27 protein-coding genes are annotated in these 22268 nt (G+C 48.4%); 6 read left to right on the forward strand and 21 right to left on the reverse strand.

Going from position 1 to position 22268, the window contains the following annotated elements; translation table 11 throughout:
* Position 1: 1 nt before the first annotated feature.
* Together ACR6HW_RS07485 and ACR6HW_RS07490 are read right to left on the reverse strand one after the other, a co-directional pair.
* A complete protein-coding gene (locus ACR6HW_RS07485; protein ID WP_455730526.1) occupies positions 2-1195 on the reverse strand; it encodes an ABC transporter permease in 1194 nt (397 codons plus the stop codon).
* A gap of 3 nt (positions 1196-1198) precedes the next feature.
* A complete protein-coding gene (locus ACR6HW_RS07490; protein ID WP_455730527.1) occupies positions 1199-2125 on the reverse strand; it encodes an ABC transporter permease in 927 nt (308 codons plus the stop codon).
* A gap of 322 nt (positions 2126-2447) precedes the next feature.
* Here ACR6HW_RS07490 and ACR6HW_RS07495 point away from each other — a divergent pair, with 322 nt between their 5' ends.
* The 3 genes from ACR6HW_RS07495 to msrB are packed head-to-tail and all read left to right on the forward strand — an operon-like array spanning position 2448 to position 4890.
* Positions 2448-3182 (forward strand): glycerophosphodiester phosphodiesterase, encoded by a 735-nt coding sequence (locus ACR6HW_RS07495; RefSeq protein ID WP_455730528.1) that lies wholly within the window; start codon positions 2448-2450, stop codon positions 3180-3182.
* Entirely contained in the window at positions 3172-4371 is a 1200-nt protein-coding gene (locus ACR6HW_RS07500; protein WP_455730529.1) for an MFS transporter, read from the forward strand. The genes ACR6HW_RS07495 and ACR6HW_RS07500 overlap by 11 nt, the downstream gene beginning before the upstream one ends.
* A gap of 51 nt (positions 4372-4422) precedes the next feature.
* Positions 4423-4890 (forward strand): peptide-methionine (R)-S-oxide reductase MsrB, encoded by a 468-nt coding sequence (msrB, locus tag ACR6HW_RS07505; RefSeq protein ID WP_455730530.1) that lies wholly within the window; start codon positions 4423-4425, stop codon positions 4888-4890.
* A 152-nt stretch (positions 4891-5042) separates the two neighbouring features.
* On the opposite strand, the gene ACR6HW_RS07510 is transcribed toward msrB, so the two are convergent.
* Positions 5043-5771, reverse strand: a complete 729-nt coding sequence (locus ACR6HW_RS07510) for an SIMPL domain-containing protein (protein WP_455730531.1) — start codon at positions 5769-5771, stop codon at positions 5043-5045.
* A gap of 186 nt (positions 5772-5957) precedes the next feature.
* Here ACR6HW_RS07510 and pdxS point away from each other — a divergent pair, with 186 nt between their 5' ends.
* From pdxS to lipB, 3 genes are read left to right on the forward strand one after another with little or no spacing between them, the layout of a single operon-like run.
* Positions 5958-6839: a pyridoxal 5'-phosphate synthase lyase subunit PdxS gene (gene pdxS, locus ACR6HW_RS07515; protein ID WP_455730532.1), complete on the forward strand. Its 882-nt coding sequence runs from the start codon at positions 5958-5960 to the stop codon at positions 6837-6839.
* 1 nt (position 6840) lies between these two features.
* Positions 6841-7434, forward strand: coding sequence for a pyridoxal 5'-phosphate synthase glutaminase subunit PdxT (gene pdxT, locus ACR6HW_RS07520; RefSeq protein ID WP_455730533.1), 594 nt, complete (start codon positions 6841-6843; stop codon positions 7432-7434).
* On the forward strand, positions 7410-8054 hold the full coding sequence (lipB, locus tag ACR6HW_RS07525) for a lipoyl(octanoyl) transferase LipB (RefSeq protein ID WP_455730534.1): 645 nt from the start codon (positions 7410-7412) through the stop codon (positions 8052-8054). Before pdxT ends, lipB begins: the two co-directional genes overlap by 25 nt.
* Before the next feature lie 114 nt (positions 8055-8168).
* Here lipB and ACR6HW_RS07530 read toward each other — a convergent pair whose 3' ends face one another.
* The 18 genes from ACR6HW_RS07530 to ACR6HW_RS07615 form a co-directional block, all read right to left on the reverse strand.
* Positions 8169-9020: a DMT family transporter gene (locus ACR6HW_RS07530; RefSeq protein WP_455730535.1), complete on the reverse strand. Its 852-nt coding sequence runs from the start codon at positions 9018-9020 to the stop codon at positions 8169-8171.
* 76 nt (positions 9021-9096) lie between these two features.
* Positions 9097-9690, reverse strand: a complete 594-nt coding sequence (pssA, locus tag ACR6HW_RS07535) for a CDP-diacylglycerol--serine O-phosphatidyltransferase (protein ID WP_455730536.1) — start codon at positions 9688-9690, stop codon at positions 9097-9099.
* A 713-nt stretch (positions 9691-10403) separates the two neighbouring features.
* Entirely contained in the window at positions 10404-10562 is a 159-nt protein-coding gene (locus ACR6HW_RS07540) for a FeoB-associated Cys-rich membrane protein (protein WP_455730537.1), read from the reverse strand.
* 15 nt (positions 10563-10577) lie between these two features.
* A complete protein-coding gene (feoB, locus tag ACR6HW_RS07545) occupies positions 10578-12518 on the reverse strand; it encodes a ferrous iron transport protein B (protein WP_455730538.1) in 1941 nt (646 codons plus the stop codon).
* A 71-nt stretch (positions 12519-12589) separates the two neighbouring features.
* Entirely contained in the window at positions 12590-12805 is a 216-nt protein-coding gene (locus tag ACR6HW_RS07550; RefSeq protein ID WP_455730539.1) for a FeoA family protein, read from the reverse strand.
* A 245-nt stretch (positions 12806-13050) separates the two neighbouring features.
* A complete protein-coding gene (locus ACR6HW_RS07555; protein ID WP_455730540.1) occupies positions 13051-13275 on the reverse strand; it encodes a hypothetical protein in 225 nt (74 codons plus the stop codon).
* On the reverse strand, positions 13272-13742 hold the full coding sequence (gene folK, locus ACR6HW_RS07560) for a 2-amino-4-hydroxy-6-hydroxymethyldihydropteridine diphosphokinase (RefSeq protein WP_455730541.1): 471 nt from the start codon (positions 13740-13742) through the stop codon (positions 13272-13274). Before folK ends, ACR6HW_RS07555 begins: the two co-directional genes overlap by 4 nt.
* Positions 13735-14100: a dihydroneopterin aldolase gene (gene folB, locus ACR6HW_RS07565; RefSeq protein ID WP_455730542.1), complete on the reverse strand. Its 366-nt coding sequence runs from the start codon at positions 14098-14100 to the stop codon at positions 13735-13737. The genes folK and folB overlap by 8 nt, the downstream gene beginning before the upstream one ends.
* Positions 14088-14906, reverse strand: coding sequence for a dihydropteroate synthase (gene folP, locus ACR6HW_RS07570; RefSeq protein ID WP_455730543.1), 819 nt, complete (start codon positions 14904-14906; stop codon positions 14088-14090). The genes folB and folP overlap by 13 nt, the downstream gene beginning before the upstream one ends.
* Before the next feature lie 2 nt (positions 14907-14908).
* Entirely contained in the window at positions 14909-15475 is a 567-nt protein-coding gene (folE, locus tag ACR6HW_RS07575) for a GTP cyclohydrolase I FolE (RefSeq protein ID WP_455730544.1), read from the reverse strand.
* Between the two features lie 11 nt (positions 15476-15486).
* The gene (locus ACR6HW_RS07580; protein WP_455730545.1) at positions 15487-16290 is read right to left on the reverse strand and encodes an aminotransferase class IV; all 804 of its coding nucleotides are present in this window, start codon (positions 16288-16290) and stop codon (positions 15487-15489) included.
* Entirely contained in the window at positions 16275-17666 is a 1392-nt protein-coding gene (pabB, locus tag ACR6HW_RS07585; protein ID WP_455730546.1) for an aminodeoxychorismate synthase component I, read from the reverse strand. The genes ACR6HW_RS07580 and pabB overlap by 16 nt, the downstream gene beginning before the upstream one ends.
* Positions 17657-18250: an anthranilate synthase component II gene (locus ACR6HW_RS07590; RefSeq protein WP_455730547.1), complete on the reverse strand. Its 594-nt coding sequence runs from the start codon at positions 18248-18250 to the stop codon at positions 17657-17659. The genes pabB and ACR6HW_RS07590 overlap by 10 nt, the downstream gene beginning before the upstream one ends.
* A gap of 20 nt (positions 18251-18270) precedes the next feature.
* Positions 18271-18747 (reverse strand): HD domain-containing protein, encoded by a 477-nt coding sequence (locus tag ACR6HW_RS07595; RefSeq protein ID WP_455730548.1) that lies wholly within the window; start codon positions 18745-18747, stop codon positions 18271-18273.
* Positions 18734-19330, reverse strand: coding sequence for an RNA 2',3'-cyclic phosphodiesterase (gene thpR / locus ACR6HW_RS07600; RefSeq protein ID WP_455730549.1), 597 nt, complete (start codon positions 19328-19330; stop codon positions 18734-18736). The genes ACR6HW_RS07595 and thpR overlap by 14 nt, the downstream gene beginning before the upstream one ends.
* Positions 19331-19352: 22 nt before the next feature.
* Positions 19353-20711 carry a sigma-54 interaction domain-containing protein gene (locus ACR6HW_RS07605; RefSeq protein ID WP_455730550.1) on the reverse strand — a complete coding sequence of 453 codons (1359 nt, stop codon included), beginning with the start codon at positions 20709-20711 and terminating at the stop codon, positions 19353-19355.
* Between the two features lie 168 nt (positions 20712-20879).
* A complete protein-coding gene (locus tag ACR6HW_RS07610) occupies positions 20880-21527 on the reverse strand; it encodes a 3-oxoacid CoA-transferase subunit B (protein ID WP_455730551.1) in 648 nt (215 codons plus the stop codon).
* A 10-nt stretch (positions 21528-21537) separates the two neighbouring features.
* Positions 21538-22185 carry a CoA transferase subunit A gene (locus ACR6HW_RS07615; protein ID WP_455730552.1) on the reverse strand — a complete coding sequence of 216 codons (648 nt, stop codon included), beginning with the start codon at positions 22183-22185 and terminating at the stop codon, positions 21538-21540.
* Between the last annotated feature and the right edge of the window lie 83 nt (positions 22186-22268).

Below are 22268 nucleotides of genomic sequence, written 5' to 3' on the forward strand. Positions count from 1 at the left end.
TCTACCCCTTTCTTAATCTCGGATCGAGTGCGTCTCTTAAACCGTCGCCTATAAAGTTAAAGGCCAGCATCATAACAGCAATGGTCAAAGAAGGGATGAACAGTTGGTACGGATAGGTCAAGAGACCGGCGAGACCGTCGTTTGCAAGTGTTCCAAGTGATGCCAGCGGCGCCGGAACGCCAAGGCCGATAAAACTCAAGAACGCCTCTGTAAAAATCGCGCTTGGAATCATCATGGTCATTGAAACAATAATCGGTCCCATAGCGTTGGGAATGAGATGCCGCATAATGATTTTCTTTTTAGGAACCCCTATAACCCGCGCAGCCAGTATAAATTCTTGCTCTTTAATGGAGAGCATCTGACCGCGAACGAGACGGGCCATGGAGACCCAGTACACACTGCCCAGTGCGATAATGATGTTGGTCAAACCGTCACTCTCTCTAAATGTGACCATGAGCAAGATAACGTAGAGTACCAGTGGAACAGAGTTGATGATATCGACGATACGCATCATGACGTTGTCCACAGAACCGCCTTCAAAACCGGCGATACTGCCGTAGACCACGCCTATAAAGAGGTTGACCATGGTGGCGACAAGTGCAATGATTAAAGAGATACGCGTGCCGTACATGACGCGGGTCAATATGTCACGGCCCAAGTTATCGGTACCGAACGGATACGACTTGTTCCACGAACTCTCGTTGGTGTACAGCAGTGTTTCCCCTTTGTACGTCACTGTATAATCGTAATCGTACCCCTCTTTACCTCTAACGGTGTTGTAGGAAAAATCCAGCTCAATCAACTCGGCATCGCCCTCGCCGTAAGCATAGGTATAAACTTTGTTGATGATGTCCTTATCTACCTGTTCCAAACGCTCGACAAAATGTCCACTGTCATCGATGAGAAACATGTTATAATCTTTTGATAAATAGAGATTTATACCGTCTGCCGTGCGATAATAGTCGATGCTCGGCGGTAAATTTCTAAAAATACTTTGGTCAGAATACGTCACCGGCGTCAAAAAGGGGCCAATGACGGCAAAGAGTACAATAAGAATAATGGTCACAATCCCCACCATCGCCATCTTATGTTTCTTAAGACGACGCCATGCGTCTTGCCAATAGGTCAAACTCGGTCTCGAGATTTCTTTGTCCTGTTGCTGCGCATCTAAAAACACAAACTTTTGTTCCGCCATTGTCTACTTCTCCTTTCCGAGTCTTATTCTTGGGTCGATAAAGCCATAGGCGATGTCTACGATGAGAATCATCACAATATAGAACGACGCGTATAAAATCGTCATGCCCATAATCGTGGTGTAGTCCCTGTTCGTAACACTCTCGACAAAATAGCGGCCCATGCCCGGAACGGCAAAGATTTTCTCGACGACAAACGACCCAGTTAATATGGCTGCTATCATCGGTCCGATATAAGTGACCACCGGAATTAAAGCGTTTTTAACCGCGTGTTTAAAAACGACTTTATACTCTTTTAGCCCATTGGCACGGGCTGTCCGAATGTAGTCCTGTCTCAAAACTTCCAACATGCTCGAACGCGTTAAACGTGCCACAAAGGACAATGAATACCCCGAGAGCGCCAACACCGGTCCAATATACCAGAACGGCTCTGTGTTGCCGTAGGTCGGTATCCAACCCAGTTTGCCGGCGAAGAAATAGATGATCAGTGTCGACAGGACAAAACTCGGTACTGTTATGCCAAACGTCGCCATAAACATGACGAGATAGTCGACGGGTTTATTCTGCTTCAAAGCTGAAATAATCCCCAACGGTATCCCCAAGACTATAATGAATATCGTCGCCAAACCGCCAATTTGCGCCGATACCGGAAAGCCTTTTGCAATGAGTTCATTAACCGATGTCCCTATCTTAGAAAACGACGGCCCGAGATCCAAAGTAAGCAACCCCTTCATGTAATCTAGGTACTGCACATACAGCGGGTCGTCCAAATGGTACTTTTCATTGAGCGTTTTCATAATTTCCGGTGGTACCGGACGCTCCCTTGTAAAAGGCCCTCCCGGAATAGAACGCATCATTACAAAAGTCAAGGTTGCAATGAGTAAAATGGTTAAGACGGATGCCACTAAACGTTTAAGTAAATACTTCGCCACAAAACCTCCCCCTTCTTATAAATTTTCTGAATAGTTTGTCTACTCAGAAACGTTGCATTTACTCTATTATAAAGCCGAGAGAATAATTCTTCAAGCAAAAGTTTTTCGTTTTGTTAACACATATTAAGCTCTATTAACACTCACTTATATGGAATAATTAATCTCTTACATGTATAATTATCCTAATAGAAAAAGCTTTTGCGCCTTGATTTTACACATTTTTTACAAGGGTTCTGATTTTTTTTGAAAACCTAAAAAGGGTTTTGCGACAGCTTTAACGAATAATAAAAAAAAATATAAATTTTAGAAAGGACACGATACTATGGCAACTCAAATCATCGGTCATCGCGGTTACAAAAGTAAATATCCAGAAAATACATGTCTATCATTTGAACGCGCACTTCAATGTGGCGCCGACGGTCTCGAACTCGATGTACACTTTTCAAAAGAGGGAGAACTCGTGGTTTACCACGACTTTTCACTGGAAGGCTTAGCAGGTGGTAGCGGCAACATTTTTGAGCACCCTTTAAAAGCACTTAAAGCACTCGACATCACAGCGCACGGCTATACCGATAAGATCCCTACGCTGACAGAAGTTCTCCAGTGCATCGTCAAGACGAACAAACACTGCCACCTCAATGTCGAGCTCAAGGCCGGCAGCACTCTGTATCCGGGCATAGAGGCCAAAGTGCTCGAACTCTGCTCCAGCTATCTCCCCCTTGAACAACTGATTTTTTCTTCTTTTGACCACGACGCACTGGCCGCCTTTAAGCAGATGGATGCCAAGGTTCAAACCGGCGTGCTCACAACCGCATCGCTCTATGAGCCCTGGTCTTACATGAAGCATTTCGATGCCGACTACTACCACCCACATTACCTCGCCCTTAGGCCTGAAAAACTCAAAGCGCTGTTGCTCAACGGCGTTGCAGTCAACACGTACACAGTCAATGACGTCTCCGTTGCCGAATCGCTTATTCACGCCGGTGTTCACGGCATCATCACCGATTCTGTCGAAGAGATGATGGCTTTAAAAGAGAGGTGTTTGCTTGAAACTTAATGTCAAAAAAACTTTTTTGCTCGGCCTCGGGTTCTTTACCGTCTCCTTGGTTTGGCCTCTGTACAACGTGTACGTACCGGCGTACCTCAGCGCTTTTATCGACAGTCAGTTTAAAATCAATGCCATTATGACCCTCGACAATTTACTCGCCGTGTTTATGATTCCCTTTATCGCTTCTATGAGCGATCGAACGGTTACGCGGTTCGGGAGACGGATGCCTTACTTGATGGTGGGGATTCCACTGTCGGCTTTGACATTTATCTTGCTCCCCAATCACACGTCCTTTTGGACGCTGATGCTGATTATCACGGTGTTGAATTTCTCCATGGCCATCTTCAGAGCACCTACTGTGGCGCTGATGCCCGATATCACCCCGGCGCCCCTGAGAAGTAAAGCCAACGGTATCATCAACTTTATGGGTGGTCTCGCCTCGGTGTTCGTCCTGTTGGGCGGCTCCTTCCTCTACCGCGCCAACCCCAACTACCCGTTCGTTTTAACGGCGATACTGATGCTCGCCGCACTGGGATTGCTCTTGAAATATATCAAGGAACCAAAAGTCGGGGTCGACAGCAAAGAAGAGCGGGTCAACTTGCACGACGCCGTTCGCAGCATTTTAACAGATCGCGACCGCTCAACCCTCTACATCCTTTTCGCCATCTTTTTTTGGTTTGTCGGCTACCAAGGGGTAGAGGCGACGTTCAGCAACTACTGTGTCAAGTTTTTAGGGCTTGAAGTGGCTGACGCCTCATTTATCCTCGGCTTCTTTGCTCTGGCTTTCTTGGCCTCAGCTATTCCCGCTGGATTTATCGGCTCTAAGCTGGGCAAACGGCGCACCATTCTCGTGGGACTTCTCGGTGACACGGTTATCTTCTTCTGTCTGGCGACACTTGGGACGGTGTTACCTTTTAACAAAGTGCTCATGATCCTTCTCATGCTTATCGGCGGTTTCTTTTGGGCACTGGTCAACATCAACTCCTACCCGATGATTGTTTCGAGAACCAGTGAAGAAAAAATCGGTACTTATACGGGACTCTACTACTTTGCCTCGTCACTGGCTGCGATTTCAGGGCCTCTTGTGGTCGGTGCCTTCGTCGATGCCATCAGTTTCAAAGCCACGTTTATCGTCACCGGTGCCGCCTACGCCATCGCCTTTTTATTAATTCGACTAACGAAAGAAAAAACAGCGTAGCCTTGGGGTTTATGGGTATAAATTGAACTGAAGAGAGAAAGGAGGTCCGATTTGTCCTATAAGAAACCCAGCAAAGATGAAATTCAAAAAAAGCTCAATACCATACAATACGCTGTTACACAAAACAGCGCCACAGAAGTCCCCTTTCAAAACGACTACTGGAACCATTTTGAAAAGGGTCTATATGTAGATGTTGTCACCGGCGAACCGCTTTTCACTTCCAATGAAAAATACGATGCGTCTTGCGGTTGGCCAAGTTTCTCTAAGCCCATTCGCAAAGAGAACATACGATATGTAGAGGATTACAGCCTCAACCTCGTCAGAATTGAAGTGCGCAGCCAAGTTGGCGACAGCCATTTGGGGCACGTGTTTGACGACGGTCCCGAAGCTACCGGCGGCATGCGTTATTGTATCAACAGTGCCGCATTGCGCTTTATTCCCTATGAAGCTCTGGAAGCCGAAGGGTACAGCGAGTACCTCGATTTGTTTGAGACATCTGAAAAAGAAAAGGCGCTTTAACGTCTGTCCAATGCCCCCTCGATGCCGAGGGGGTTTTTTTGTCTGCTCAGCGTCTCGACACTGTAGCCGATGTCAACGCTTTTCAAAAAAAGAAACACGGGAGGCATAAATGCGTCTCCCATGTTTCTGAACACTCCAACTATAGATGCGATTTAATAAGCGAACTCAACCAGCACTTCTGCTTGAATTTCCATTTCACCTGACATCACTTTTGTTTCTACCGCTTGATCTGCCATAACGTTGGCTTCTGCTCTCATATACGGTGCGTAGTAGTTGCCTTGCTCTGTAATTACTACCGGACGCATCTCTGTAATGCCAAGGCCTTTGCCCATTGCTCCGGCTTTTGCTTTGGCATCTTTTACAGCGGCTTCAAGTGCTTTGGCATAAAGGGCTTCTTCGTTGCTTAAACCAAATCGAATGCCCGATACTCTATTGCCACCGGCTTTGACGACAGCGTCTAAAATTTTACCGGAGTTGTCGACGTTTTCAATTTTAACTTCCAATTGATGTGAAACGGTGTAACCGGTGACTTCCTGTCTGCTTTCATCTTCAATCCACTTGTAATTTGGATAGATATTGTAAGCAACTGTTTTGATATCTGATTCCTTAACGCCTGCCTTTTTAACAGATGCGATAACCTCGTTCATCGCTTTGGTTACATCTGCCTGTGCCTTTTCCACGGTATCACTTTTCTTTTCAACACCTAAATTGACCCAAGCGACATCTGGTGTCGCCGTCACAGATGCCTTCCCATTGGCCTTGATACGACCTGTTTCAACATCTGTATCCGCTTGTGCCACACCTGGCAGTACGGAAACTGTCAACAGCACAGCCAACATCATCACCGCTGTCATTCCCAATATTTTTTTAATGTTTTTCATATAAAAACCCCTTTCTATCTATTAAATGCTATACCCATAAGACGCATTTTCGTTTCAAAAAGTTCCAAAAAAATTCATACTTCTTCATCTGTCATGGTGTGTTAATTGTTTTTTGTAGTTTTACACATGACAATAGGTTGCTTATAATGGGGCTGTAAAGACAAATACTAGGAGGCTATGACCACGATGAAAAATGAAAGGTACTTTTTGAACAAAAATCTTGCCGAAATGTTTAAAGGTGGGGTCATTATGGACGTCACAACGCCTGAAGAGGCACTTATTGCAGAGGCCGCCGGTGCGTGTGCGGTTATGGCACTGGAACGCGTACCGGCCGATATACGAAAAGACGGCGGTGTCGCACGCGCTACTGATCCGCGCATTATACGCGACATACAAGCCGCTGTCAGCATCCCTGTTATGGCGAAAGTCCGCATCGGGCACTTTGTCGAGGCGCAGATTCTCGAAGCACTCGAAGTCGACTACATCGATGAAAGCGAAGTTCTGACCCCTGCAGATCCCGAACTGCACATTGACAAATCCCAGTTTAAAACCCCCTTTGTCTGCGGTGCTAAGAATCTCGGAGAAGCTTTGCGCCGATTGCAAGAGGGCGCTTCTATGATTAGAACCAAAGGCGAGCCGGGGACGGGCGACGTCATTGAGGCAGTGCGTCACATGCGCCTGATGAACCGCGACATACGCCGAATTAAAGGACTGGACCCCACGGAACTCTACAACGAAGCAAAAAAACTGCAGGTGTCGTATGAGCTTTTAAAAGAGGTACATACCAGAGGTAAACTCCCCGTTGTCAACTTTGCCGCCGGCGGTATTGCCACACCGGCAGATGCCGCTATGATGATGCAACTGGGCTGCGACGGCGTCTTTGTAGGCAGCGGCATCTTTAAATCAGGCGATCCTAAGAAGCGCGCTGCCGCTATTGTCAAAGCGGTTACTCATTACGAGGATGCCAAGCTGCTGGCCGAGCTCTCCGAGGACCTCGGCGAAGCCATGGTGGGCATAAACGTCTATACAATTGATGCAGACCACCGCATGTCTGAGAGGGGCTACTAAAATGAGCATCGGCATACTGGCGCTTCAAGGCGCTTTTAAAGCACACGCCAACGCCTTTTCTAAACTCGGCGTCGAAACCTGCTATGTCAAAAAAGCGGCGGATTTAGAAGGCCTTTCCGGCTTGGTGATCCCCGGCGGCGAAAGCACCGCCATGGTGAAGCAGCTACGGGATGCTGGGCTCGACGATGTTCTCAGGCGACATTTATCTGCGGGCCTTCCCGTTATGGGCACTTGTGCGGGTCTGATTCTCTTGTCAAAAACGCTGAGCAATAGTACACTAAAGACACTGGGAACAATGAACATCGTTTCAAAACGCAACGCCTACGGCAGGCAGCTTGCAAGTTTTGAGGCCAAAGCAGTGGTCCCTGTACTCGGTAGGGAACCGTTTCCCCTCGTCTTTATCAGAGCGCCTCATATTGAAGCTTTAGAAGCCTCTGTGACACCTTTGCTCTACTACGACGGCAGAACTGTCGCCGCGCGGGAAAAGGCCGCGTTAGCGCTCGCTTTTCACCCAGAGCTGACTGACGACCTCCGGTTCCACGAATATTTTGTAAAGGAAATGGTCGCGCGATGCAATTACATTATCAAGACTTAGGGCAGCGCCCCTATATGGAAGCGCTGAAAATTCAAGAAGAGACGCTGGCATCGGTTCAAAACGGTGCTGTGGATACGCTGTTTCTACTGGAACATCCCAAGGTGATTACACTTGGCTTAAACGCCGACGCCAATCACCTTTTGATGCCGGTAGAAACGCTCGTGGCAAAGGGGTACGAGGTCCTGTCAATTAAACGTGGCGGCGACGTCACCTACCATGGCCCCGGTCAAATCGTGGGGTACACTATTTGTGACCTCAAACGCCATCACGGACGAAGCATTAAACGGTTCGTCCACCAACTGGAAGGGCTGTTTATCGACTTTTTAAACGACAGTTATGGCATTGAAGCCAGACGCGATCCCGTTAATGCCGGTGTGTTTGTCAGCAACGATAAAATCACCGCTATTGGCCTCGCCGTAAAACGCGGTGTTACCATGCACGGCTTTGCCTTTAATGTCAACACCGCATTGGGCGATTTTGACGCCATTGTCCCCTGTGGCTTAAAAGACAGAGGGGTCACTTCTCTTGAAGTGCTTACCGGTTGCAAACACAGCATTCCACATGTAAAAAAACAACTGAGGGAACGCTTCGAAAAGACGTTCAGTTACACGCGTTTCTAATACAATCAAATGTTGCAAAGCCCCCAAAAACCTTGTGTTTTGAGGGCTTTTCTCAATTTATACGAATCCACTTTTGGTAAATTTAAGTGTTTTCGAGCACAAAAGAACCGTCCCCTAAAGACGGTTTCTTTGTATTTTGTAGTTGAGTACCCCGGCCGCAACGATACAAAGGCCTCCGAGTAGCGTCCACTGATCCGGCAGCTCTCGCCAGATAAGCACACCAAACAACAGTGAGAAAATGGTATCTGAATACGTGTATACGGAGATTTCTGAAGCCGGTGCATGCTGATACGCCGTGGTCATAAACAGTTGGGCAATAAGCGCCGATACACCAATTCCCGATAAAAAGAGGAGTTGGGAGACATTGGGAACAACAAAGCCCTGAATCGCCATAAACGGTATCATCACCACACTTGAGAACAAGCAGAAATAGAAGACGATGAGTACTGGTTTATCGTAGGCGGTAAGCTTTCGGATAACGGTGTAAGCCGCCCCTGCAAACATGGCCGACCCCACGCCGATAAGTCCCGGCAGCATATCGATGTTAAATGTCGGCTTCACCACCAAGAGTGCCCCTGCAATGGCAATCCCCATCGCCATCTTTTGCTTCGCTGTCACATGCTCTTTTAAAAATGCCATGGCGAAAATCATGACGAACACGGGCGAGAGCTTGTTGAGGATTACCGCATCTGCCAGTCTGAGTTTGGCAATGGCCGTGTAATAAAGCCCCACGCCGATAAGCCCGAACAAACATCTCAAAAACATCAGCTGTTTGTTTTTGGGGACGAGGGATACGCGCTTCCTAAAAAGCGTCACTGAAATGGCAACCAGACCGATAAAATTTCTGAAAAACATCTTTTGAGACAGTGGGATTTCAGGAACGGATTTAACAAACACCGCCATGAGTGAAAAGAATAATGCCGACATTAAGATGTATAAAATCCCTTTATTTTTTTCTTTGATCATTAAATATCTCCTTTAAAAACAGTCGCAGGGCGATGCTCAAAGCCCACTAACGCACTAAAAAAGAGCGACGCGACAATTATCGAGACGCTCTTTTAGACATGCGTTTACACTTGTAATACGTCCAGTTGATTCTCATGCGACAGATCATGTTAAAATCGTCAATGCGCTTAAAGCGCACGCGACTGACCATAGCCACCGCGAGAACGCCCATGAGCAATGCCGTCGGCAACGCGTCGTACCGATAAGAAGTCAAGTAATACAGGGCGAGCAAGATACCGCCACACGTAATGGGCATACCGCTGAACACCGTACAATCTTCTGAAGCGTTGTAACGCGCCAACCGATACGCACCGGAGGCCACGTAGAGCAACACGACAACTGCAAACCTCGAATCAAAGCTCGACAGTGCCGAGTGCCACAGCATCACAGCAGGTGCGACGCCAAATGTGACCAAGTCGCATAGCGAATCCAATTCCTTGCCGAGCTGACTCTGAGCGTTCAGACTTCTCGCCAGTTTGCCGTCTAATGTATCCAGCACAGAGGCTATAAGTATAAAAACCGCCGGCCATGCCGTGCCGTTGTTTTCAGTAATGAGCATGATAGACGCCACTCCAAGGCAAAGATTGGCCAATGTCAACCCATTGGGTATTTTTTTAGTTAACGATTCCATTGTCCCCTCTCTTTCTATACCCCTATAGAATATACGTACCTCTATTTTACCTAATTCTAACTGCTTTTGCACGCGATTTTAACGCTTTTCATCTAATTTTAATATTTTAGAAATTATTGTCAATAAAGCCGCATGCTGTTGACCGCAAAATCACTTTGCGCGTACAACAACATTTGACACACTTTCAGTGTATCAAAACGCCTTTCACTGATGTGTTCTCGCGTTGAACATTCGCGAGAACGCTTTAGGCTCAACGCTTGTTGTTTACAACATTTGACGCGCTTTCAGCGTATCAAAACGCCTTTCGCTGATGTGTTCTCGCGTTGAACATTCGCGAGAACTCTTTGGGCTCAACGCTTGTTGTTTACAACATTTGACACACTTTCAGTGTATCAAAACGCCTTTCACTGATGTGTTCTCGCGTTGAACATTCGCGAGAACGCTTTAGGCTCAACGCTTGTTGTTTACAACATTTGACGCGCTTTCAGCGTATCAAAACGCCTTTCGCTGATGTGTTCTCGCGTTGAACATTCGCGAGAACGCTTTGGGCTCAACGCTTGTTGTTTACAACATTTGACGCGCTTTCAGCGTATCAAAACGCCTTTCGCTGATGTGTTCTCGCGTTGAACATTCGCGAGAACTCTTTGGGCTCAACGCTTGTTGTCTAATTAAAAAAGCGCCCTTCTTATCAAAGAGCGCTTTAACAAAGTTGACTAGAACTTAATATCGCAAGTATCGGATTTCTTCGTCTTTTTCGAGTCGGAGCAGCTGCTGCACCCCGCACACTTTCCGCTTTTTAACGTACGTCTTGCATGGATAAAAGCCCATGCGAAAATCGCTAAAAACAATCCGCCTATTACAAAAGTTCCCATAAGCGCCACCTTTCTTTATTTCATATTAGAAGCCACTGTCGCTTGCTTCGGCCGCTTAATTAAATACGTAATCAGAACGGCGTAAGCTGCCAGAATAATCATAGCCGGTACGAAGCCCGTTGCCACCTTGCCGTAAATCACCAGCGAACCGACGTGGCTAAATAAAATCGCCAACAAGTAGCCGACACTGAATTGGAATGCCAGTCCTCGTGCAAGCCATTTTCCTGAACCGAGTTCTGAGCGCATTGCGCCAATTGCCGCAAAACACGGTGGTGTAAACAAGTTAAACACTAAGAACGCATAGGCAGTAACCGGGTTGAAAAGTTCCGCCATTGGGCCGCCGGACATGTGGAGCATATCTTCAGAAGCGGCGAGTAAGATACCAAACGTCGCCACGACGTTTTCTTTGGCTACAAACCCTGTAACAGATGCTGCACCTAACTGCCAGCCCACAAAGCCAAGTGGCAACAGAATTGGTGCAATCCATCCCCCGACACTTGCGAGGATACTCATGCTCTGGTCTTCAACAGGCTGAAGCGCCCAGCTGAACTCTTGCATAAACCAAACGAGTGTATTCATAACGAGAATAATGGTCGTCGCTTTGTAAATAAAGCCTTTTGCTTTTTGAAGCATCTGCGTCAATGCGTATTTAAGGCTCGGTACCTTGTACTCCGGCAACTCCATAATAAATGTCGATGTCGCTTCCCACTTGAATGCATTCTTAAGGAAGAGACCACCCAAAATGATGACGACAATCGCCAAAATATACATACTTGGGCCAACCCAAGAGGCATTCGGGAAAAACGCCGCAGAGAACAACGCAATAATCGGTAATTTCGCACCACATGGCACAAACGGTGTCAACAACGTGGTGATTTTCTTTTCATTTTCATCTTCAATGGTACGCGTCGCCATAACGCCCGGAATGGCACATCCTGAACCGACAATCATCGGAATAATCGACTTCCCAGACAGGCCGATGCGTTTAAAGTAACGGTCCATAATGACGGCAACTCTAGACATATAGCCACTGTCTTCCAACAGCGACAAACAGAAAAAGAGAACCATAATCAGCGGCAAGAACCCGATGACTGCCCCCACACCTGCTACGGCGCCATCGACAATCAGGCCTTGTAACAGTGGGTTGACCTCCACGGTTTCAAACAGACCGTTCAGTGCATTCGGAACGATTTCACCAAAGAGTGTGTCGTTAAAATACCCCGAGAGATAACCGCCTAGGCCTTCAATTGAAAACCAATACACGCCCCACATCACGAGGAAGAAAATCGGCAGACCTAAATACTGATGGGCGACAATTCGGTCGACCTTATCGGAAAACGTCACTTTGCTGAGATCTTTGGTACGCTTCATAGCGCTTTTAACGACCTCATCGACGTAGTTTTGTCTTTCTAAATCGGTACAGCTCTTTGCTAGGGAAAGGGCTTTTGGCGTCTCGCCCTTATCGACGAGTTCGACAGCTTTATCGATTAATTCGTTTAAGCCTTGGTTGCGATGCGCCACTGTTCGTATCACCGGACATCCCAATGTCGACTCGAGCTTCTTAATATCGATTTGATCGCCGCGACGGTTGAGGACATCGTCCTTGTTCAAGGCGATAACCATCGGCAAACCGAGCTCTATCAACTGTGTGGTGAAAAATAAGCTCCGCGACAAGTTGGCGCCGTCGACGATGTTGATAATGACGTCTGGGTTCTCGTCCATTACGAAATCTCGGGTGATGCTCTCTTCACTGGTGTAAGGTGAAATGGAATAAGCTCCCGGTAAATCCACGACGTGAATCTCTCGATCTTTCGACGTGTACTTGCCTTTTAACTTGGCTGCCTTTTTGTCAACTGTTACTCCCGACCAGTTACCAACTTGTTCTGTCTTACCTGTCAATGCGTTGTATAAAGTTGTTTTACCTGAGTTGGGGTTACCGGCTAATGCTATGCGCATACTGTTCCCTCCTAGCTATTAGTGATAATCATTATCGTAGATGTGGCTTAAAAAAATGCCGCTTTCGGCATTTAGTCTGTAATTTCAATGCTTTTCGCCATTTTTTTGTCAATGGCGTATCGGCTGTCTTTGATGTTGATGACGTAATTACCGGCCAATATAGAAACCAGTGTAATTTCCTGACCTTCATAACACCCCAGTGAAAACAAAAACTTCTTAATTTTTTCACTGCCGTCGATCTTTACTACTTTCCCCTGATGTCCTACACTTGCCTTGGTCAATAACATGCTTCCACCTATCTACTTTAAAAAAGTTTGTCTGTTTAATCTTTAACACGTCGCTCCGAAAAAAGTCGAGCATCGCTTTTTGTACAAGATAACAATTATCAGTTTCATAATCTATAGGTATTATAACACGCACTTTTCTGATTGACAACACAAAAAGAGGGTACTTTTATCTTTTTGGAGCATATTAATGTGTCGCGCGGGAGAACACGCCTTTTAGCCCGTTGCCCCCACGCGCGTAACGCCTTCTACTTGTGTTTGTTCTTAAAAATAGCTGCAATAAGAAACCCGTTGACACCAAGCAGTACCGCAATGCAAATCGTTATGGCGTAGTACGCCACTGTTCCGATTAAAGGCGTCGCCTGAAAGCGTTCGGGAAACAAAATCTGAAAGAGCGCAATGACAAGTACCAATACAAAGGCGATGTACTGAAACGTCCGCGCAAGTTTTCTCAAAAATTCAATGCGATTCATAAGGGGGTATTTTCTCCTTCCAATTCGTCGAGCCATTGGCGCACGGTTTTCCCCTTGAAGGATACCGTTTCATCTAAGGCGGCCAACGGCGTAAGTACAAAACCTCTTTCGTGCATTCTCGGATGTGGAATGGTCAACTCCGGATCATCGGATACGAAGTCGTCGTACAGGAGTACGTCGACATCAATGGTTCTCGGTCCCCATCGGATGAGGCGTTCGCGTTTTAAAGCAGTTTCCACAGCCTGACAGATGCTCAGCACCTCCAGGGGCAAAAGCGTGGTCTCTATGCAAACCACCGCATTGACAAAGGACGCTTGATCGAGGTAGCCCACCGGCGCTGTTTCGTAGTAAGGGGAACACGTCACTGCACAGACACCTTTAGAAGCTTCTATTTGCTTAACGGCGCTGTCGAGGTGCGCCCGTTTTGGCTCGATGTTGCTGCCAAGCCCTAGGTACACCTTATGCATGTCGCCTCCTTGTAATAACCACTTCAAAACTCTCGAAAATCCCGCTTACAGGTGCCTTTGGTTTTTTTACCGACACCGTCACTTCACTTATGCGCGCAAAGGTCGCGAGCAAATCGGTGGCGATGTTTTCGGCGAGGGCCTCTATCAGCCGGTAGGTCTTCTCCGTCACATGACGCTTGACCACTTCATAGGCCTCGCCGTAGTGCACAGTATCCACAACGTCGTCAGACCGCCCTGCTGCCACGAGATCAACCGCCATGCACACATCCAGTACAAAGGGTTGCCCCAAGCGATTTTCCTCTGCTAAAGCGCCGTGGTAGCCGTAGAAAGCCAAACCGTTCATTTTTATTCTGTCCACATCTGACCTCCTCTGACGATGGCGTCCGCCATTCGACACGCACGCACATTGGCCTGAATGTCGTGAACTCTGACGATTTCAACGCCGCTTTGAATCCCCATAGCTGTTGTAACCAGTGTGCCTACCAGTCTTTCATGCGCCGGCAAGTCGAGGACTTTGCCTATCATAGATTTCCGAGACGTCCCCAAAAGAACTGGGTATCCCAAAGCACAAATTTCGTCTAGTCTGCGCATCACTTCTAGGTTTTGACTTAAATTTTTTCCAAAGCCAATCCCGGGGTCCAACACAATTTGGTGCTTGGCCACACCGGCTGCCTCGGCTATTTTAAGTGAGGTCTCAAAAAACGCCGTCATCGCTGCCACGATGTCGCCCGCGTAGTGCGTCCCCACTTGATTGTGCATTAATATGGCGGGCACGTTGTAAGCTGCCGCCACTTTTGCCATCTCGCGGTCTTTTTGGAACCCCCAGACGTCGTTGATGATTTGAGCGCCCGACGCCAGTGCGGCTTCAGCCACTGACGCCTTGTAGGTATCGATGGATATAGGGGTATCCGTCACTTGGCGAATGCCCTCGATAACGGGAATGACCCGAGCGATTTCTTCTTCTGCGCAAACCGGTGTCGCCCCCGGTCGCGTACTTTCCCCGCCGACGTCTATAATGTCTGCGCCTTCTCGAACCATCTGCTCCGCGTGTGTCACCGCTTTTGAAACGCTCAGGTACTGCCCGCCGTCCGAAAAAGAATCGGGCGTTGCATTGAGAATGCCCATAACGTAAGTTTTTTTGCCGAACTCAAATTGAAACTGCATGTTTAACTCCTAAACTGAATCAGTGCCATCGCTTCTGCACGCGATTTGGCATCGGTTTTAAAAACCCCTCTCACCACCGACGTCAACGTCTTTGACCCAGGTTTTTTCACACCGCGCATGGTCATGCACATGTGCTCGGCTTCGACGACGACAATGACGCCGTGAGGGTTCAACTGCTCTTCTATGGCGTCTGCAATTTGTGCCGATAACCGCTCCTGAAGCTGCGGTTTCTTGGCCACGGTTTCGACGACGCGCGCCAATTTGCTCAATCCTGTCAACTTGCCTTTTCTCGGCAAATACCCCACATGCGCTTTTCCGTAAAACGGCACCAAGTGGTGCTCACATACCGAATAAAAGGGAATATCCTTTACAAGTACCAGTTCTTCGTGATGTTCTTCTTGAAAAAAGACTTCCAAATACTTTTTAGGGTCTTCATCGAGCCCCTTAAAAATTTCCTCGTACATATTGGCAATCCGCTTCGGCGTATCCAAAAGTCCTTCTCTGTCGGGATTTTCGCCAATGGCCTCTAATATATCCCGTACAGCGCGTTCTATTTTAGGTTTGTCCATATGAAGCCTCCTTAAAAAATGATGTTACAGCGCTGCATCAGCGCCGCTGTCTGAGCATCTGAAATAACGGGGAACACCTTGTCCTCCACGGCATTTACAGGCATCACCCCCATGAGGGCGTTGGTGAGAAATACCGATTCCGCCGCTTCAAAAGTCCCGCGATCAAACCGGCCTTCTACAACTTCGCCGCCGAGAGATGCCCATTCGGCCATCACCTTGGCGCGCATAGTCCCCGCAAGAATGCCGCAGGCCTGTGCCGGGGTGAACAAGCGCCTCCCGACTCTAAAAAAAATATTGCTCACAGCGCCTTCAGCGAGTTCTCCGCGTTCGTTAAAGAACAACACTTCGTCAAAGCCCTTGTCTCCTGCGGCTTTCTTTTCAAAAAGTGCCGCTGTGTAATTGGTGGATTTCACTCTGGAGAGGATGCTCGACGACGGCTTCACCGTCGTGCTAACTGAGACCCGAAGCCCTTTTTCATACTGCTGGGCCACGTAGGGGTACGGCGCCGTTTCTATTAAAAATACCATGCTTTTCAACAGAGGTAAATAGCGCCATTTCATTTTCCCTGTAACGACGCCATCGCGTTTCGCCGCAGTAAGCGAGGCTTCTAAAACAAATTCGTAAGGCGGAACCGCGGGAAGTTTCAACGCATCCGCACTCACCTTTAAGCGCCGATAGTGTGCCTCTAAAGCCTCGGGCACACCGTCTGAAAGGCGCAATGTTTCAAATAGTCCCGTTCCATAATGAGAAAAAGGGGCCGTCCACCAGTCGATGGTTTCCAGCGCCACCGGAACACCTTCTATATAGCCGTACATGGCGCCTCCTCCACTGTGGCGTTTAGCGCCTTTAAAAGAGCACGTCCCTTGTCGAGGGACTCTTGATACTCCGCCGACGGGTCCGAATCCCAAACGACACCGCCGCCGATGCCGAGATGCGCCCACCCGTCTTGGCAAAGCAAGGTTCGAATCACGATGTTGAAATCGGCATCGCCGTTGAGAGCGATATAACCGATGGCACCGGTATAGAGGTGCCTAGAAGTCGGCTCCAGTTCGTCGATGACTTCCATCGCCCTTATTTTAGGCGCGCCGGTTATGGAACCTCCCGGAAAAACAGCTTTGAGACACGACACGGCGTTGACATCGCTTCTGAGTTCACCGGTGACTGCGGCGACGAGATGGTGAACCGTCTCGTATGTCTCCAGTTTAAAGAGCTCCGGCACTTTGACCGTCCCGACTTTGGACACGCGACCTAAGTCGTTGCGTTCTAAGTCGACAATCATCAAGAGTTCCGAGCGGTCTTTTTCACTGTTTAAAAGGGCGGTTTGAATCCGCGCATCTTCCAAGGGGTCTAAGCTCTTTTTTCGCGTCCCCTTAATCGGCCGCGTCTCCACCACGCCATTTTGAATCTGTATAAAACGCTCCGGAGAGCTGCTGACAATATGTGCATCTCCTAAATTAAAATAGGCGGCAAACGGCGCCGGATTTACGGTTCTAAGCTTTCGGTACACCTCGTAGGGTGTCGCTGAAAGCGGCGCCTTCAACTGTTGTGTAAAATTCACCTGATAGATGTCGCCGCGCCGGATGTAGTCCCGTACCGACGCCACGGCTTCGAGGTATGCCGACTTAGAGAGGTTCGGATACGCCGCGCAAGATGCATTGGGGCGCGGCGGTACGTCGACAGCCACTGCACCGCTCAGCTTTTCGGACAGAGAAGCCACTGCCGTTTCGCCACTGCCAAAGCATTCGAGAGAGGCCAAGTACGCTTTTTCTTCAAGGTGGTCGTATATCAGTACCCCGTCGTACAAGCCGAAGAAGGCGTCGGGAATGGCCACCGCAGGTGTCGTCGTCTCGGGGAGCACTTCCGCATGATGCGCCATCCCATAGCCCAAGTACCCGACAAAGCCCCCCATAAAGGGCAATGTGGCGCGATAGGCCTTTTGGTATTTTTTAAACAGCGCTTCCAAAACGCCAAAGGCGTCACCTTCTGTTACTTGACGCTTACCGCAATCGTCCACTGTTATTTCTCGTCCCCTCACCGCATACGTCACTTCCGGGCAACACCCCATCATTGAGTAGCGCCCCTTGGTGACGTCGTAACGCGCGCTGTCCAAAAAAAACGCATAGGGTTCGTCTTTAATGGTCTCAAACAATTGTGCCGGCGATGCCACCGTCTCCAATAGCCTTATATACATGATTTTCCCTCCTGTTGCCGCACGGCGCTTAAAAAATTCGCCATTAACTCATGGCCGCATTCTGATAAAATGGCTTCCGGATGGAACTGCACCCCTTCTATGGCATATGTGCGATGCCGAAGTCCCATAATCTCTCCCGAGGCACTCCAAGCCGTCACCTCTAAAGACGCCGGTAACGTCTCCGGTGCCACTACAAGCGAATGGTACCGCGTTACATTTAAGGGCGACGGCAGTTCGCTAAAAACCCCTTTCGACGCGTGTTCAACGGCGTGTACTTTCCCGTGAACGGGTTCTTTAGCACGCACGATTTCGCCCCCAAAAGCAGCGGCAATGGTCTGGTGCCCCAGACAAATGCCCAGTATCGGGATTTTGCCCTTAAAATGCCGAACGATATCGAGACAGATGCCCGCTTCTTTGGGACTCTTTGGGCCCGGAGACAAGACGATGACCTCTGGGGCCAGCGTATCAATCTCGCTCACCGTAATGGCATCGTTGCGAAAGACGGCCACTGTTTCGCCGAGCTCAGACAAATACTGTATGAGGTTATAGGTAAACGAATCGTAGTTGTCAATCATCAGTATCATAGTACACACTCCTCGATAGTTTAATACATCAGCGGCTGCTGTTTTTGATTGTCATTTTTACAAAGCGCTTTTGACGGACACGAAAAACAAGGCCTCGAGGCCTTGTCTGCACGATAAACAATCGATTCAAGGGCATTTGCGTCCGGCGTCTCTTTTCTATGCTTTGCGATGGCCGCGCACACGGCTTCTACATCGGCCTTGCCGAATCCGGCTGAAATCAAGATAGGGCGTGCAAGCCGTACACTGGCAAGGGCGTGGTCCTCGCCGGTCTCGTACTGCACAAATCGCCCGATATCGTGTAGCAGGCCACAGGCGTAGTACACGGCCTTGTCGATACCGGCCTCGGATTCGAGCCCCATAATGTAGGCGATTCTGGAAACACTTAAAAAATGGTTCATATCGTGTCTGCAAAATGGGCGTTCGCTCTCGTGTTTCTCTATTTCAAGTACATAACGCCGATACCGCTCATCTTCTAAAATTCGGTTAACGCGCTCCATCTAATGGGTCTCCTTTCAACGCATGGGCACTCAGCGGTGTGTAAATGCGGCGAATCCCTTCGTGCTCGCTTTTAAACAGGGAGGCGGCGTCTATGACAATGCGTTTGTTCAATTGGCTGACGGCCTTTCGGATGTGTCTGAAATCGCAGTTGAAAACCATTTGTTCGCCAAGGGCGATATGGGGCACATACCCTCTCAAATTAGCGCTGAACCCATGGCGTATTAACGCCATTTCGATGTCGTACTGCAACGCCTTCAGCGCTTGAGTGTCCCCGTGTACACCAATCCAAAGGGTCTTCATGCCACACATGCCATTAGGCGTGAGTTTGGGGTCCAATCCGTAGGCGCCTACAGAGTGAAGTATCAGTTCAAACGGCGGCGTTTTTTGCGTCACTTCCGTCAGTTTCTCTTCCACTAATTGCCGCTGACCATCACTGATCTCACCCAAGAACTTAAGATTGAGATGGTAGTTGTATTTCGACGTCCAACGTCCTTTGAGGGCATGCGGATTCAACGTCTCTTTTAAGCGGTAGATATCTTCTTTCACATCGTTCGGCAAATCGATACCGATAAAACTTCTCATAAACAACCTCCCAAGTCTTTTTCTACGGCTTCGACAACTTTTTGTAGAGCCCCGTTCTGTGTATACCCAGTTCCCGTGCGGCCAGCGCTTTATTCCCCCCGCAGGCCGCCAACGTCTCTTCTATAATCTTGCGCTCGTAGTAAGCGAGCTGTACCTTTAAACTCTTGCCTTTTAAAGCAACCGGCGCTTCGGGAAGGTCTTGGATGTTGAGGTCCTCCGATTCAATCACCGAATGATTGGTCAGCGCTACAGCGCCTTCAACGACGTTTCGAAGTTCCCGAATATTCCCCGGCCACGTATAACTGCGCAGCGCCGTCCAGGCGCCATCTGAAAAGCCCGAAATCTCTTTTTGCGCCTTCTGTGCGTAGATTTTCAAAAAATGCACCGCCAAGAGGTCGATGTCGCGCGCTCTGTCTGCCAATTTGGGCAGTGCAATGTGGACGACGTTGATTCTGTAGTACAAATCCTTTCTGAATCGCCCTTCGGAAACGGCTTTTTCAAGGGGTTCGTTACTTGCGGCAATAAGGCGAATATCCAGTGGGATCCGCTCGTGACCACCGACCCTCTCAACTTCACGTTCTTCTAAAACGCGCAACAACTTAGACTGCATTTCTAGAGGCATCGAGGTAATTTCATCTAAAAACACCGTACCGCCACTTGCCAACTCAAACTTACCGAGTTTGCCATGGGTACTGGCGCCGGTAAAAGCACCGGCTTCGTAACCAAAGAGCTCTGATTCAAACAAGGTCTCGGGGATGCTGGCGCAATTAACCCGTACAAACGCGCCGTATCGCCGCGTGCTCTCACCGTGTATGGCATGTGCAAAATATTCTTTACCCGTGCCGCTATCGCCTTCGATGTAGACACTGGAGTCCGTCTGAGCAGCGCGACGCGCCAAAGTCATCACGTGATGCATGTTCGAATCATTGGTTAAAATGCTGTCGAATGAATACTTTGCCATGTGCAAACGCTTGAGGTCTTTTTTGTATTTGCTCACATACTGTTTCATTTGGTCAAAATGTTCAGCCATATACCGGACTTCGGCGACGTCTTTAAATAAAATCGTCCCCACCACGCCCACTACGCGACCTTCGCGTTTGATGGGGATGCGAGACGTCACCACGCGGTGCCCTTTAATCAACTGGATGTCGCCGAGCTCCGGTTCGCCGGTCTTCAAAACATGGTGCAATCTGGTGTTTTCTATAACTTCTGTAATCGGCTTTCCGAGAACCTCTTCTTCCTTTATACCCAAAAGTTTCTCGTACTTAAATTTGACAATGAGGCCTTTATCGTCAATAATAACCAGGCCCTCATAGGCTTTTTCTATAAACTCATCTATCAGCGCCATCTCCCACTGAAGCTGCGCGTATGTCTTCTTCATGGCATTAATCTCCTTACTATATAATATACCACAAAGGAATGCCGTCTGTAATTCGAATTTTTAGGCAATTCAAAAGGACCCCTCGTGTACGATTCGCTAAAGGCGCTCGACGTCGTTTTCAAAAAACAAAAAAACCGACGCTTTTGCGCCGGTCTGCTCAATTTCAACTTAAAGCATAGGCTTTAACTGTGGCGAAACCTTTAGTGTCGCCTCAGTTACCGCCTGAATTTCTTCCACGGTGTATTCGGGGTTGTACTCTACAAGTTCAAGGCCCTCTGGCGTAACATCGATAACCCCCATCTCCGTGACAATTTTACGCACTTTTTTTGCCGCTGTCAAAGGGAGGTTGCATTTCTTCATTATTTTAACAGCGCCTTTGGCTGTATGAGTCATTGCGACGATAACGTTTTTAGCACCGCCTACCAAATCCATTGCGCCACCCATACCGGGCACCAGTTTCCCCGGAATCATCCAGTTGGCGAGATTGCCTTCTTCATCTACTTGTAAGGCACCGAGCACCGTTGCGTCGAGGTGTCCCCCTCTGATAATGGCAAACGACATGGCGCTATCGAAAAACGTCGCACCAGGAATGGTGGTTACAGGTTGACCGCCTGCGTTGACCATATCCATATCGATGTCCTCTTCTGCCGGTGCCGGGCCAATACCTGTAAACCCGTTTTCAGACTGTAGAATTATTTCTACATCTTTGTCGATGTAGTTGGGAACCATTGTCGGCAATCCGATTCCGAGGTTCACCACATCGCCGTCTTTAAATTCTTTGGCCACTCTCTTTGCAATAATCTCTTTTGCGTTCATTGGAAACCTCCTAACCTTTTACAATATAGTCGACAAATAACCCCGGTGTCATAACGAGATGCGGGTCGAGTTCCCCCACCGGTACCAGCTTTTCCGCTTCAACGATAACCGTTTCCGCCGCAGTTGCCATTAACGGGTTGAAGTTGCGCGTCGCCTTATTGTAGAAGATATTGCCTTTTTCATCGACAATTGAGCCAAAGATTAACGCCACATCGGCTTTTAAAGCTTTCTCCAGCAAATACGTCTTGCCGTCGATGAGCAAATGGTCTTTGCCCTCTGCCACAGGGGTACCGATTCCAATTGGCGTCAAGACACCTCCGAGTCCGGCCCCACCGGCGCGCACTTGCTCTGCAAGGGTGCCTTGAGGAACGAGTGCCACTTCCATCAGCCCCTCGTTCATTAGCCTACCCGTCTCTTTGTTGGTGCCAATGTGTGAGACGATGACTTTTTTCACTTGGCCGTTGACAACTAAGCGACCGATGCCACGGTCGACAAAACTCGTGTCGTTGCCTATGATAGTTAAGTTTTTAACGTTTTTTTTGACAAGAGCATCGATGATTTTATGCGGTGTACCGCAAGCTAAAAAGCCGCCGATCATCAACGTCATGCCGTCTTGAACAGACGCCAGCGCCTCGTCCATACTCACTGTTTTCTTCATAGATTGACCTCCCACTGATAAACTGCTCTATGTGCTTACACCTTCTGGTGTTGCAAAATGGATGCCAGTATCCCCCCTATTGG

Source organism: Fusibacter sp. JL298sf-3, from assembly GCF_053842995.1.